The 13,085-nt window shown below is 70.5% G+C and carries 12 protein-coding genes and 1 other RNA gene; 4 read left to right on the top strand and 9 right to left on the bottom strand.

Annotation, left to right across the window (positions count from 1 at the left end; translation table 11 throughout):
- Positions 1–207: 207 nt before the first annotated feature.
- Genes H5U26_RS02305 through H5U26_RS02290 form a run of 4 tightly spaced genes read right to left on the bottom strand, consistent with a single transcriptional unit; the run spans position 208 to position 6,089 of the window.
- The gene (locus tag H5U26_RS02305; protein WP_290616242.1) at positions 208–1,167 is read right to left on the bottom strand and encodes a Nudix family hydrolase; all 960 of its coding nucleotides are present in this window, start codon (positions 1,165–1,167) and stop codon (positions 208–210) included.
- Positions 1,168–1,192: 25 nt separating this feature from the next.
- On the bottom strand, positions 1,193–2,410 hold the full coding sequence (gene argJ / locus H5U26_RS02300) for a bifunctional glutamate N-acetyltransferase/amino-acid acetyltransferase ArgJ (protein ID WP_290616240.1): 1,218 nt from the start codon (positions 2,408–2,410) through the stop codon (positions 1,193–1,195).
- A 30-nt stretch (positions 2,411–2,440) separates the two neighbouring features.
- Positions 2,441–5,149 (bottom strand): preprotein translocase subunit SecA, encoded by a 2,709-nt coding sequence (gene secA, locus H5U26_RS02295; protein WP_290616238.1) that lies wholly within the window; start codon positions 5,147–5,149, stop codon positions 2,441–2,443.
- 10 nt (positions 5,150–5,159) lie between these two features.
- Positions 5,160–6,089: a M23 family metallopeptidase gene (locus H5U26_RS02290; RefSeq protein ID WP_290616236.1), complete on the bottom strand. Its 930-nt coding sequence runs from the start codon at positions 6,087–6,089 to the stop codon at positions 5,160–5,162.
- A gap of 62 nt (positions 6,090–6,151) precedes the next feature.
- Here H5U26_RS02290 and H5U26_RS02285 point away from each other — a divergent pair, with 62 nt between their 5' ends.
- Positions 6,152–6,616, top strand: a complete 465-nt coding sequence (locus H5U26_RS02285) for a DciA family protein (protein ID WP_290616234.1) — start codon at positions 6,152–6,154, stop codon at positions 6,614–6,616.
- Between the two features lie 7 nt (positions 6,617–6,623).
- On the opposite strand, the gene metK is transcribed toward H5U26_RS02285, so the two are convergent.
- The 5 genes from metK to H5U26_RS02260 all read right to left on the bottom strand — a co-directional run bounded on the left by metK (position 6,624) and on the right by H5U26_RS02260 (position 9,211).
- On the bottom strand, positions 6,624–7,784 hold the full coding sequence (gene metK / locus H5U26_RS02280) for a methionine adenosyltransferase (RefSeq protein WP_290616232.1): 1,161 nt from the start codon (positions 7,782–7,784) through the stop codon (positions 6,624–6,626).
- 72 nt (positions 7,785–7,856) lie between these two features.
- Entirely contained in the window at positions 7,857–8,495 is a 639-nt protein-coding gene (locus tag H5U26_RS02275; RefSeq protein WP_290616230.1) for a 5-formyltetrahydrofolate cyclo-ligase, read from the bottom strand.
- A non-coding RNA gene (gene ssrS / locus H5U26_RS02270) (6S RNA) lies at positions 8,485–8,672 on the bottom strand. Before ssrS ends, H5U26_RS02275 begins: the two co-directional genes overlap by 11 nt.
- 12 nt (positions 8,673–8,684) lie before the next feature.
- A complete protein-coding gene (gene zapA, locus H5U26_RS02265) occupies positions 8,685–9,002 on the bottom strand; it encodes a cell division protein ZapA (RefSeq protein WP_290616228.1) in 318 nt (105 codons plus the stop codon).
- Positions 8,999–9,211 (bottom strand): hypothetical protein, encoded by a 213-nt coding sequence (locus H5U26_RS02260; RefSeq protein WP_290616226.1) that lies wholly within the window; start codon positions 9,209–9,211, stop codon positions 8,999–9,001. Before H5U26_RS02260 ends, zapA begins: the two co-directional genes overlap by 4 nt.
- Positions 9,212–9,368: 157 nt before the next feature.
- On the opposite strand from H5U26_RS02260, the gene pepP reads away from it, so the two are divergent.
- Genes pepP through H5U26_RS02245 form a run of 3 tightly spaced genes read left to right on the top strand, consistent with a single transcriptional unit; the run spans position 9,369 to position 13,077 of the window.
- Positions 9,369–10,676 (top strand): Xaa-Pro aminopeptidase, encoded by a 1,308-nt coding sequence (gene pepP / locus H5U26_RS02255; protein ID WP_290616225.1) that lies wholly within the window; start codon positions 9,369–9,371, stop codon positions 10,674–10,676.
- Positions 10,673–11,884 carry an FAD-dependent monooxygenase gene (locus H5U26_RS02250; protein WP_290616224.1) on the top strand — a complete coding sequence of 404 codons (1,212 nt, stop codon included), beginning with the start codon at positions 10,673–10,675 and terminating at the stop codon, positions 11,882–11,884. Before pepP ends, H5U26_RS02250 begins: the two co-directional genes overlap by 4 nt.
- Positions 11,881–13,077 carry an FAD-dependent oxidoreductase gene (locus tag H5U26_RS02245; protein WP_290616223.1) on the top strand — a complete coding sequence of 399 codons (1,197 nt, stop codon included), beginning with the start codon at positions 11,881–11,883 and terminating at the stop codon, positions 13,075–13,077. The genes H5U26_RS02250 and H5U26_RS02245 overlap by 4 nt, the downstream gene beginning before the upstream one ends.
- Positions 13,078–13,085 lie beyond the last annotated feature (8 nt).

Genomic DNA, 13,085 nt, shown 5'->3' with positions numbered 1-13,085 from the left:
TCCAAGTCATAGGGATGACTGTTGTCATGCATTGCTTGGCGACGGTAGAGATGTCGGTATCCGGCCGATTTCCGGCCGACAAAGCTCGGTCCTTACCTATGAAAAGCGACTGGCCGTTGACAATAGAGTGGGAGTGAGCCCGCTGCTGTGATAGACGGGCAGTTGCCGCTGCGGCGGCGAGCCATCCGCGCGGCTGACTACAGACGATCAGCCGCCGGCACGGCTCCACAAGCCACGCAGCACGGCCACGCCCTGCCCGCCGTGCTCGCGGGCGGCGCGGGCCAGTTCTGGCTGCATGCCGCCCAGCGCGAAGACCGGCAAGGCGGCGGCTTCGACCAGCGTGGCGAAACGCGCCCAGCCGAGCGCCGGCCGGTCCGGATGGCTGGCCGTGACCGCAACCGGCGACAGCACGGCAAAGTCGCAGCCGATGCGGGCCGCCTGGGCGAGTTCGCTCGCGTCGTGGCAGGAGGCCGCGCACCAGGCGCCGGGCGGCAACGGGCGCTGGTCGAGCGCCGCCAAGGCGCGCGCCGGCAGGTGGCGGCCGGCGCCAAGTTCCGCGGCAAGTTCGGTCAGCCAATCCGCCGCACCATGCAGCAGGACCTGCATGCCGATCGGCCGGGCCCGGGCCAGCACCGCGCTTGCCAGGGCGCGGTGGGTGCCGGCGTCCAGGTCCGGGCAGCGCAGGCACAGCAAGCGCACGCCGCCGGCGATGAGGCGCTCGACGCGGCGCAGACAATCCGCCTGGTCGCTGAAATCGCCGCTGATGGCGTAGATGTCGGGCAGCCGCGCGGCGCTGAGCAGCGGTCCGTCGGCGGGCGGCAAGTCGGCCGGGTCGATGAGGTCGGCGGGCAGCCAGCGCAGCGCCTGGCCCTGCAGGCCGCGCGGTTCGCCCTGCCAGGCTGTGACCTCATAGGTGTGCAGGACGACGTCGCGGCCCGGGTAGGGATGACGGTGGCGGATCAGCGGCTGCGTGGTCACGACCTCGATGCCGAGTTCTTCGCGCAGTTCGCGGGCGAGTGCCTGTTCCGGCATTTCGCCGGGCTCGAATTTCCCGCCCGGGAATTCCCAGTAACCGGCCAGGTGGGTGCCGGCCAGGCGGCGCGTGAGCAGGATTTCGCCCGCGCGGCGCAGCACGCCGACGGCGACGTGGACCGGATCGCGGCTCATGGCCAGCGCGCTGAAGCGCCCGCGGTCAGGTGCGGTACTCGGCGTTGATGCGCACGTAGTCGTAGGAGAAATCGCAGGTCCAGACGGTGGTCTGGGCGCCGCCGCGGCCAAGCTCAACGCGCACGGTGATTTCGTCCTGCGACATCACGGCCTGGCCGCGGGCCTCCGTGTAGTCCGCCGCCCGGCCGCCCTCGCGCACGATGCACACGTCGCCCAGGTACACGTTCACGCGCTCGATGGCCAGCGCGTCGAGGCCGGCGTAACCGACGGCGGCCAGGATGCGCCCCCAGTTCGGATCGCTGGCGAAAAAAGCCGTCTTGACCAGCGGCGAGCGGGCGATGGCATAGGCGACCTGCGCGCACTCGGCGGCGTCGCGCCCGCCTTCGATGTGCACGGTCATGAACTTGGTGGCGCCCTCGCCGTCGCGCACGATGGCCTGCGCCAGCACGCGGCAGACCTCGTCCACGGCGGTTTGCAGCGCCGGTCCGGCTGGACTTGCCAGATCGTCCACCGTGACCGGGCCCTGACCGGTGGCGATCAGCACGCAGGCGTCGTTGGTGGAGGTGTCGCCGTCCACGGTGATGCGGTTGAAGCTGCCGCCCACGGCGCGCGCCAGGCAGGCTTGCAGGGCCGGCTGCGCCACCGCGGCATCGGTGGCCACGTAGGCCAGCAGGGTCGCCATGTTCGGGTGGATCATCCCCGAGCCTTTGGCGATGCCGGTCACGGTGATCGGCCCCTGCGGGCTGGCGACGGTGACGCTGTGACCCTTGGCCACGGTGTCGGTGGTCATGATGGCGCGGGCGGCGGCGCTCCAGCCATCGGCACGCAGACTGGCCAGGGCGGCCGGCAGCACGGCGCTGATGCGATCAACCGGCAGCGGCTCGCCGATCACGCCGGTCGAGAACGGCAGCACGGACTGCGCCGAGCAGTCGCCCAGGCGCGCCAGTTCGGCGCAGCAGGCAGTCGCGGCAGCCAGGCCCGCGGCGCCGGTGCCGGCGTTGGCATTGCCGCTGTTGATCACCAGGAAGCGCGGCGCGGCCGCGGCCAAGTGCTGCCTGGCCAGCGTCACGGGCGCGGCGCAGAAGGCGTTTTGTGTGAATACCGCCGCCACGCGGCTGCCGGGGGCAAGTTCCAGCAGCACCACGTCGTCGCGGCCCGGCTTGCGCACGCCGGCGGCAACGGCCGCCAGGCGCACGCCGGCCACGGGGGTCAGCGCGTCCGGCGCGGCGAGGTTCACGGCCATGGCGCGGCGCCCCCGATCAGGCCCCGGCGCTCACTGTAGCTGGCCGTGGCATTGCTTGAATTTCTTGCCGGAGCCGCACGGGCACGGCTCGTTGCGGCCCACCTTGGGCATGCCGCGCACGAAGGGCGCCGCCGATGGGCGCTGGGCCACGGCCAGGTCGGCTTCCTCGGCCTGGGCCTCGCCTTCCAGCGCACCTGCCGATGCATGCTGGTAGTCGTATTCGCCGGCCGGACGGCGCTGACGGTCGACCGCTTCCACGTCTTCCTCGGCGCGCACCTGCACGCGCAGCAGGGTGGTGGCGACGTCGGTCTTGATCCGATCGAGCATCTGCGTGAACAGGGTGAAGGCCTCGCGCTTGTATTCCTGCTTGGGATTTTTCTGGGCGTAGCCGCGCAGGTGGATGCTGTGGCGCAGGTGATCCATGGCCGCCAGATGGTCCTTCCAGTGGCTGTCGAGCACCTGCAGCATGACCGCCTTCTCGAAGTGGCGCATGACGGCCGGCTCGACCCGGGACTGCTTTTGCGCAAGCTCCGCTTCGATGATTTCGATCAGCCGGGCACGCAGCGCGGCGGCGTCCATGTCCGGTTGGCTGGCCAGTTCCGCCGGGTCGCAGGCGCTGCCGAGCTCGTCGTGCAGGGCTTCCTTCAGGCCAGCCAGGTCCCATTGCTCTTCCACGCTGCCGGGCGGCAGGTAGCGGTCCACGGTGGCGCCGACCACGTCGCGCACCATGGCCAGCACGGTGCCGGACACGTCGTCGGCTTCCAGCAGTTCGTTGCGCTGCTGGTAGATCAGCTTGCGCTGCTCGTTGGCGATGTCGTCGTATTCGAGTAGCTGCTTGCGCATGTCGAAGTTGCGGCCCTCGACTTTCTTTTGGGCGTTCTCGATGGCGCGCGTGACCCAGCGGTGCTCGATCGCCTCACCCGGTTCCAGGCCCAGCTTCTGCATCCAGCCGGAGACCCGCTCCGAGGCGAAGATGCGCATCAGATCGTCCTGCAGGGACAGATAGAAGCGCGACGAGCCGGGGTCGCCCTGGCGCCCGGAGCGGCCGCGCAGCTGGTTGTCGACGCGGCGGGATTCGTTGCGCTCGGTGCCGGCCACGTGCAGGCCGCCCAGTTCCACCACCTTGTCGTGCTCGGCCTGCCACTGGCTGCGGATGCGTTCGCGCTCGGCCGGATCCTCGACGCCGTGCAGGCGTGCCTCCAGGTTGCCGCCCAGCACGATGTCGGTGCCGCGGCCGGCCATGTTGGTGGCGATGGTGACGGCACCGATCTCGCCGGCGCGGGCGATGATCTGCGCTTCCTGCTCGTGGTACTTGGCGTTGAGCACCTGGTGCGGGATGTTGGCCTTTTTCAGCCGCGCGGACACCAGCTCCGAGGTCTCGATGGAGGCGGTGCCGACCAGTACCGGCTGGCCGCGGCTGTGACAGTCGGTGATGTCGGCCAGCACGGCGTCGTACTTCTCCTCCACCGTCAGGAACACCTGGTCGCCATGATCCTTGCGCACCATCGGCCGGTGCGTGGGAATGACCACCACTTCCAGGCCGTAGATCGAGTGCAGCTCGAAGGCTTCCGTGTCGGCGGTGCCGGTCATGCCCGACAGCTTGTCGTAGAGGCGGAAATAGTTCTGGAAGGTGATGGTGGCCAGGGTCTGGTTTTCCTGCTTGACCGGCACCTTCTCCTTGGCCTCGATCGCCTGATGCAGGCCCTCGGACCAGCGCCGGCCGGGCATCAGCCGCCCGGTGAACTCGTCCACGATGATCACTTCGCCGTTGTTGACCACGTAATGCACGTCGCGCTGGAACAGCGCGTGGGCGCGCAGCGCGGCGTTCAGGTGATGCATCAGGGTGATATTGGCGGCGTCGTACAGGCTCTCGCCCTCGCCCAGCAGGCCGGCCTTGGCCAGCAGCTGCTCGGCGTGCTCGTGACCGGCATCGGTCAGCAGCACCTGACGGGTTTTCTCGTCGACGTGGTAGTCGCCCGGGCCGTCCGGTTCGGTCTGGCGCGTCAGGCGCGGAATCAGCGCGTTGACCTTGGCGTACAGCTCGGTGCTGCCCTCGGACGGGCCGGAGATGATCAGCGGCGTGCGCGCCTCGTCGATGAGGATCGAGTCCACTTCGTCGATGATGCCGTAGCTTCTGCGCTGCACACGGTCGGCAGCCGTGAAGGCCATGTTGTCGCGCAGGTAGTCGAAGCCGAACTCGTTGTTGGTGCCGTAGGTGATGTCGGCCGCGTAGGCGGCCTGACGCGCCGCCTGGTCCAGGTTCGACACGATGATGCCGGTGGTCAGGCCCAGGAACTCGTACACCCGGCCCATCCAGGCGCCATCACGGCGCGCCAGGTAGTCGTTCACCGTCACCACGTGCACGCCCTTGCCGGCCAGCGCGTTCAGGTAGGCCGGCAGCGTGGCGACCAGGGTCTTGCCCTCGCCGGTGCGCATCTCGGCGATCTTGCCCTCGTGCAGCACCATGCCGCCGACCAGCTGCACGTCGAAATGGCGCATGCCCAGCACCCGGCCGGCCGCCTCGCGCACCAGGGCGAAGGCTTCCGGCAGCAGCTGGTCCAGCGTTTCGCCGTTGGCGTGGCGCTGCTTGAGGGTATCGGTCCATTGCCGAAGCTCAGCGTCGGTCAGCGCTTCGAACTGCGGCGCCAGCGCATTGATGCGCCCGACGGACTTGAAATAGCGCTTCACTTCGCGCTGGTTGCGGCTGCCGACGATGCGCCGCACTAGGGACTGGAGCATGTGGCCGGCCTCAGCGGGTGGCCGTGCGCAGCGGCTCGCCGGCCGCCAGCGCACCCAAATAATCGGCCGGATCCATGAGTCGACCGCCGCGCAGCACCTCGAGGTGCACATGCGAGCCGGTGGCGTGGCCGGTGCGGCCGACGCGGGCGATGAGCTGACTGCGTTTCACTGTCTGACCTTTGGTAACCAGATTGGCCTGATTGTGGGCATACCGGGTGCGGAAACCGTTGCCGTGATCGATCTCGACGACGTTGCCGTAGCCGCTTTCCCAGCCGCTGCCGACCACCACGCCGGCCGCCATGGCCTGGATGGGTGCGCCCTGCGGGGCACGAAAATCGATGCCGGGGTGAAACTCCCGCCGGCCGCTGAACGGGTCGCTGCGGCTGCCGAAGTACGACGACAGCTGCGCGCCCGGCACCGGCGAGGGCAGCTGCGGGCCGCGCTCGACGAGGCCGGCGCCGATGACCCGGTCGAGCACCGAAAATTGCGCCGCGCGGCGGTCGATCTGGCGCGACAAACCGTCCAGCTCAGCCACGAAATCGACCACCGCGAAGGGCTGCTCGCCGGCCGGACCGCTGGTCAGCGGGGCGTCGAAATCGAAGGCATCCGGCGCCAGCCGGGCCGCTTCGCTTACGCGCTGGCCGACGGCCTCCAGCTGCGTCAGGCGGCCCTGCAGTTCACCCAGTCGGCTGGCGAGGGCCTGCGCCTGGGCGCGTGCGCTGAGCAGCGTGTCGTCCAGCCGCGAGCGCTGCGCGCGCAGCTCGTGGCGAACGGCCTTGCGGTCGCGCAGCGCTTCGGCCAGCGGCAGGCTCGCGCCCAGCGCAAAACTGCCGGCCAGGGCGCCCAGCACCAGGCCGCCGAGCGCCAGCAGGGTAGGTCCGTGCAGACTGAGGCTGCGCTGGCCGCCGGTGCGGAGCCAGTGAATATGCAGGCTGATCATCGCGGAACACTATAATCCGGGCGGTCGCCAAGCCATGGGAGGCCGGACCGGGGGCAGGCATTATGGGTTCCCAGCAACACCTTCACAAGCTGCTGGCGGCTGCCGGCGGACCGCTTGCGCAGCTGCTGCATGCGAGCGAGGAACACGCCAGACTGCTGGCGCAGCTGCGGCAGCGCCTGCCGGCAGACCTCGCCGCCGCGCTGCGCAGCGCGGCCCTGGACCGCGGCCGTCTGCGTCTGGGCGTCAGCGGCAGCGCCTGGGCGACGCGCCTGCGTTTCATGGCGCCGCAGCTGTGCCGGCAGCTGGCCGACTGGCCCTACGGCCCGGTCGACGCGGTGCAGGTGCACGTGGCCACGGCCACCGGCGCGGCACCATCCGCTGCGCCGCCGCTGCCGGTACCGCTCAGCACCGCCAGCCGGGAACACCTCGAAACAGTGGCCAAAACCACTGCCGATCCGCGACTGGCGGCAGCGCTGCGCGCGCTCGCCAGCAGCAATGTGCAGCCGGCCGGCAGCGCCGAGCTCTGACCGACCCTCAGTTGGCCGCGGCGCGCAAGGCGTCGGCGCGGTCGGTGCGCTCCCAGGTGAAATCTGCCTCGTCGCGGCCGAAGTGACCATACGAGGCGGTGGCGCGATAGATCGGCCGCTTCAGGTCCAGCATGCGCAGGATGCCGGCCGGGCGCAGGTCGAAGTGCTCGCGCACCAGCCGCGTCAGGGTGACGTTGCTGACCTGGCCGGTGCCAAAGGTATCGACCATGATCGAGGTCGGTTCGGCCACGCCGATGGCGTACGACACCTGCACCTCGCAGCGCTCGGCAAGACCCGCGGCGACGATGTTCTTGGCCACGTAGCGGGCGGCGTAGGCGGCGGAACGGTCGACCTTGGACGGATCCTTGCCGGAGAACGCGCCGCCGCCGTGGCGGGCCATGCCGCCGTAGGTGTCGACGATGATCTTGCGCCCGGTAAGACCCGCATCGCCCATCGGCCCGCCGATCTCGAAGCATCCAGTCGGGTTGACGTGGATGGTCGGCTGATCGGCCAGCCAGTCGCCCAGCACCGGCTTGATGATCTGCTCGATCACCGCCTCGCGGATATCCGACTGCTCGATGCCGGGCGCGTGCTGGGTGGACAGCACCACGGTGTCGATGTGCACCGGGCGGCCACCCTCGTACAGGAAGCTGACCTGGCTCTTGGCGTCCGGGCGCAGCCACGGCAGCGTACCGTTCTTGCGCAGCTCGGCCTGGCGGCGCACCAGCCGGTGCGCGTAGGTGATCGGCGCCGGCATCAGCACGTCGGTCTCGCGGCAGGCGTAGCCGAACATCAGGCCCTGGTCACCGGCGCCCATGTCTTCCGGATCGGGCCGGTCGACGCCCTGGTTGATGTGTTTCGACTGCTTGCCCAGCGCGTTGATGACCGCGCAGGTCTCCCAGTCGAAGCCCATGTCCGAGCTGGTGTAGCCGATGTCCTTGATCACGCCGCGGATGATTTCCTCGGTCTCGATGAAGACGCCCTTCTTGACCTTGATCTCGCCCGCCACCAAGGCCAGGCCGGTCTTGGTCAGGGTCTCGCAGGCCACGCGGGCGTCCGGATCCTGCGCCAGGTAGGCGTCCAGGATGGCGTCCGAAATCTGGTCGCAGATCTTGTCGGGATGGCCTTCGGACACCGACTCCGAAGTGAACAGGTAGCTGTCGGACATGAATTGATCCCCGGCTGACGGATGAGTGATGGGACCTCGCGGGCCGGCATTAGAGCATGGCGCCCGGGCGCCTCAAAGCGGCCTGAAGGAATGGCGGTGGCGCTCGGTGATCACGGCGTCCAGCGGCACGTCCCAGGGCCGTCGCGGCAGGCCCGCAACGCGCTGGCGGTCGAAGGCAACACCGACCAGGCGCGGCCGGCGCCAGCAAGCCAGGCGCACGAAGGCGAAGCTGCGGTCGTAGTAGCCACCGCCCATGCCCAGGCGATTGCCGGCCATGTCGAAAGCCACCAGCGGCACCAGCACCAGGTCCAGCATGCGCGGCGCCAGCCAGGCCCGGCGCGGGGCGACCGGCTCGGCGATGCCGAAGCGGTTGCGGCGCAGCGGCGCCCCCGGCCACCAGCGCGCGAAATACAGATGCCCATCCCGCTGCGGGCAAAGCACCGGCAGGTAGCAGGCCTTGCCGGCCGCGAAGGCGCGCGCCAGAGCGGGCAGCGGATCGATCTCGCCATCGGCCGGCCAGTAGCCGGCCACGCGCGATGCGCGCTGAAACGCCGGCAGGGTCGACAATTTTCGGGCAACGGCAGCACTGGCCAAGCGGCGCGCGGATCGGCCGATCTGCCGGCGCCCGGCGCGCAGGCTGCGGCGCAGGGCGGGCAGGTTGGCCGGCGGCGCCGGGGCGCCGAGGGCCGGGAAATCAGCGGGTTCCACCACTTGTGCCGTTGCGGTTCGTCACTCTTGAACCTGATGGTTCAAGGTGGAAGCAGGGGCCGGCCATCAGGCTTCCCGCTACCAGGGCGGTCCTGCACACAGGCCGGCGAACAGCTTCCAAAGCTTGCGCTTTGTGGTTCAAGAAAATGATTGATCCACTCACGAACACCGCAGTGGAACCCGTGCCAATGATTACCCGGAATGGGGCGTCGGCTCAAGTGTGCCGAGGGCGGCGGTCAGGCGCGCCGCGAGCGCGCCCAGCCGTTCGATGGCGGCCGCTTGATCCCGGCGGGCGCCGCGTTCCTGCAGCAGCTCGTTGACCACGTTCAGGGCCACCAGCACCAGCAGGCGGTCGTTGCCGACCACCCGCCCGCCGCGGCGCAGCTCCCGCAGCCGCTCGTTTAGGTAATCAGCGCTGGCGAGCACCGCGTCGCGCTGTTCGCCGGATGCGGCGATCACGTACTCGCGCTCGAGCACGCGCACCGCCACGCCCCCGCTGTCCCTGCTCATGGCTGCTCCATGTTCTTCAGGCGCGCGATCATGGTCTCGACCCGGCTGCGCGCGGCGTTGGCCTTGTCCATCAGATCGGCGCGCTCGGCAAGCAGCTGCTGATGCCGGGCGCGCATGGCCCGGTACTCCAGCACGAAGCCCTCGACCCGCTGCACAGCGGCCTGCAGGCATTCTTCCAGTGCCGCCAGCGCCTCGTCCTGCTGTGCCATGGTCTGTGCTCCCGGGATGCCCGACGTGGACGGGGGCCGGCTATGATCTACCAAGCCGGCCGCAAAATGCCGTACCGGATATTTTCCGGCCAGCACGGCCGGGCTGCACGCGCACCGGACCCGCCCGCACCGCCATCAACCAGCCGCCAGCCACGCCATGTCCCCCAAAGAATTCGCCGCCCGCCGCCGCGCCCTGATGCAGCAGATGGACGGCGGCATCGCCATCGTCCCGACCAATCCGCACCACCTGCGCAACCGCGACACGGAGTTTCCGTTTCGCCCGGACAGCGATTTTCAGTACCTGACCGGCTTTGCCGAGCCCGAGGCGGTGGCGGTGCTGATCCCGGGCCGGCCACAGGGTGAGTACATCCTGTTCTGCCGCGAGCGCGACCCGGCCAAGGAGACCTGGACCGGCCGCCGCGCCGGACCGGAAGGTGCACGCGAGCACTTCGGCGCCGACGATGCGTTCCCGATCGCCGATCTGGACGACATCATGCCCGGCCTGCTGGAGAACCGCGGCAAGGTGTTCTACAGCCTGGGCGCGCACAGCGAGTTCGACCAGCGCGTGCTCGGCTGGGTCAACAGCCTGCGCAGCAAGAGCCGCGCGGGTGTGCACGTGCCCAGCGAGTTCGCGGACCTGGGTCATCTGCTGCACGACCTGCGCCTGTTCAAGAGCGCGGCCGAGATGAAGGTGATGCGCCGTGCGGCCGACATTTCTGCCGCCGCTCACTGCCGCGCCATGCGCGTGTGCCGGCCGGGCATGTGGGAGTACCAGATCGAGGCCGAGCTGCGGCACGAGTTCATCCGCCAGGGCGCGCGCCTGCCGGCCTACGAGCCGATCGTCGGGGGCGGCGCCAACGGCTGCATCCTGCATTACGTGGAAAACAACGCCCGCCTGAACGACGGCGAGCTGCTGCTGATCGACGCCGGCTGCGAGCTGGACTGCTACGCCGCCGACATCACGCGCACCTTCCCCATCAACGGCCGCTTCAGCCCGGAACAAAAGGCCCTGTACGAGATCGTGCTGGATGCCCAGCACGCCGCCATCGACAAGGTGCGGCCCGGCAACCACTGGAACGAACCCCATGAGGCGGCAGTGGAGGTACTCACCGCCGGCCTGGTGCGCCTTGGCATCCTCAAGGGCGAGCTGCGGCAACTGATCGAGGAAGGCGCCTACCGGCCCATGTACATGCACCGCACCGGTCACTGGCTGGGCATGGACGTGCACGACGTGGGCGAGTACAAGCTCGGCGACGCCTGGCGAGTGTTCGAGCCGGGCATGGTCACCACGGTCGAGCCGGGGCTGTACATCGCTGCCGGCACGCCGGGAGTGGCAAAAAAATGGTGGAACATCGGCATCCGCATCGAGGACAACGTGCTGGTCACCCGCCGCGGGCACGAGATCACCACCGATGGCGTGCCCAAGACAGTGGCCGACATCGAAGCCCTGATGGCCGCCGCATGAGCACCGACTGCGATGTGCTGATCGCCGGCGCCGGGCCGGCCGGCGCGGCGCTGGCCTGCGCGCTCTCGCCGCTGCCGCTGCGCGTGTGGCTGGTCGATGCCGCGCCGCCACCGGCGCCCGGTCAGCCGGACCGGCGCGCGCTGGCGCTGGGTCTGGGCAGCCAGCGCATCCTGCAGGGCCTTGGCGCGTGGCCGGCACTGGCGCCACAGGCGGTGCCCATTGCGCGGCTGGAAGTCACCGAAAAAGGCTGGCCGGGCGTGACACGCATGGCGGCGGTGGATGTCCGCGCCCCGGCGCTCGGCTGGGTGGTGGGCGATCGGGTCCTGCAGCGCGCCCTGCTGGCGCGCGTCGCCGAAACTGCAGTGACGCGCCGCGCTGCCGCAGTGACCGCGCTGACGCCGCGCGACGGCGCGCTCGACGTCACACTGAGCGGCCCCGAAGGCGACACTGCGGTCAGCACGCGCCTGCTGGTGGCGGCCGACGGCAGCGACTCGACCGTGTGTCGGCTGGCCGGCCTGCCCCGCCGGGCGCGCCAGACGCAGGACAGCGTGCTGCTGGCGCAACTGCGCACCGATCGGCCGCACGCCGGCACGGCGCACGAACGCTTTGCCGCCAGCGGCCCGATGGCACTGCTGCCCGGCTGCGCAGCGGGCGACTACACGCTGGTCTGGACCCTGCCGCACGAGCGGGCGAGCGACCTGGCCGCGCTGCCGCCGCAGCATCTGGCGCCGATTGCGCAGGAGGCCTTCGGCTGGCGGGCCGGCAAGTTTCTTGGCCTGTCGAATCCACGCAGCGTGCGCCTGGCCGAGAGCTGGCTGGTGCAGGCGACCGGCGAGCGGGTGCTGGCCATCGGCAACGCCGCCAACACGCTGCACCCGATCGCCGCGCAGGGCTTCAACCTCGGGCTGCGCGACGTGGCGGCGGTAGCCGGGCTGCTGGCCGCGGCGGCGGCCGGCCAGGATGATCCGGGCGCCGCCGGCCTGCTGGCGGCGTATCAACGCGCACGGCAGGACGACTGGCGGCAGTTGCGGCAGGTCACCGGCTGGTTGCCGCGGCTGTTCGAGAACCCGGCCCCACCGCTGGCGGGCGCCCGTGGCCTGGGCCTGGCGGCACTGGACCTGCTGGCTCCCGTCAAGCGGCGTTTGATGACGCGCGCCATGGGCCTGGGCGGCGCGCAAAATCGCCTGCAACGCGGCCGCTGGCCATGAGCGACTGCGAGGTACTGATCGTCGGCGCCGGCATCACCGGCGCCACCCTGGCGCTGGCGCTGGCCGATGCGGGGGTCGCGGTCACGATGCTGGACCGGGAGGCGGCCCCGTCGCTGCCGGCGCCGGGACAGCCGCTCGACGTGCGCGTCAGCGCCATCCACGCCGCGGCCGTCGACCTGCTGGAGCGCCTGGGCGCCTGGCCGCTGGTGCCTGCGGCCTGCCGGGCGCCGTTTGGCCATATCCAGGTGTGGGACGCCGCTTCGGTGGGCAGCATCCGCTTCGACAGCGCGGAAATCGGCCAGCCGTGGCTGGGCTCGATTACCGAGAACCGGGCCTTGGTCGCCGCGCTGCATGCGCGCCTGGCCGAGCTGCCGGCGGCGCGCCTGCTCGCTCCCGCCGTGCTGGATGACTGGGAGGTGCGGGCTGACCGCGTGATCGTGCGCCTCGGCGATGGCCGCGAACTGACGATGCGCTTGCTGGTTGGCGCCGACGGCGCGGCCTCGCCGCTGCGCCTGCGGGCCGGGATCGGCGCGGCGGCCGACGATTTCGGGCAGTGCGCCCTGGTCGGTCATGTCGCCACCGAGCGCCCGCATGCCCACACCGCCCGCCAGCGTTTCTTGCCCACGGGCCCGCTGGCCTTTCTGCCGCTGGCCGATGGCCGCTGCTCGATCGTCTGGTCCACCACGCCGCCCGAGGCGCAGCGCCTGGCTGCGCTGCCGGCCGGCGAGTTCATGCTGGAACTGGGCCAAGCCTTCGAGCATCGCCTGGGCCAGATCACGGCCATTGGCGAGCGGGCCGTCATCCCGCTGCGCGGGTTGGAAGCGGCCCGTTATGTCGGCCCGCGGCTGGCGCTGATCGGCGACGCGGCGCATGTGGTGCATCCGATGGCCGGTCTGGGCGCCAATCTGGGCATCGGCGATGCGGCGGCGCTGGCGCGCCTGGTGATCGCCGCCCTGCACAGTGGGCGCGATCCGGGGCTCATCCAGACGCTGCGTCCTTACGAGCGGGCGCGGCGCAGCCAGAATCTGCCGGTGGTGCAGGCCATCGTCGGCCTGCACCGGCTGTTCACCGCCGGTGCAGCGCCGCTGCGCGCCCTGCGCGGCGCGGGGCTGCTGGCGGTGGATCGGGCAGCTCCGATCAAGCGGCTGCTGACGACGGCTGCCTGCGGCCTGGCAGACGGGGCTTTCGGATAGGCGGGCCG

Source organism: Immundisolibacter sp. (assembly GCF_014359565.1).
GTDB lineage: Bacteria > Pseudomonadota > Gammaproteobacteria > Immundisolibacterales > Immundisolibacteraceae > Immundisolibacter.
Note: the sequence above shows the minus strand (reverse complement) of the source record. Positions and strands in the feature narration are given on the sequence as shown.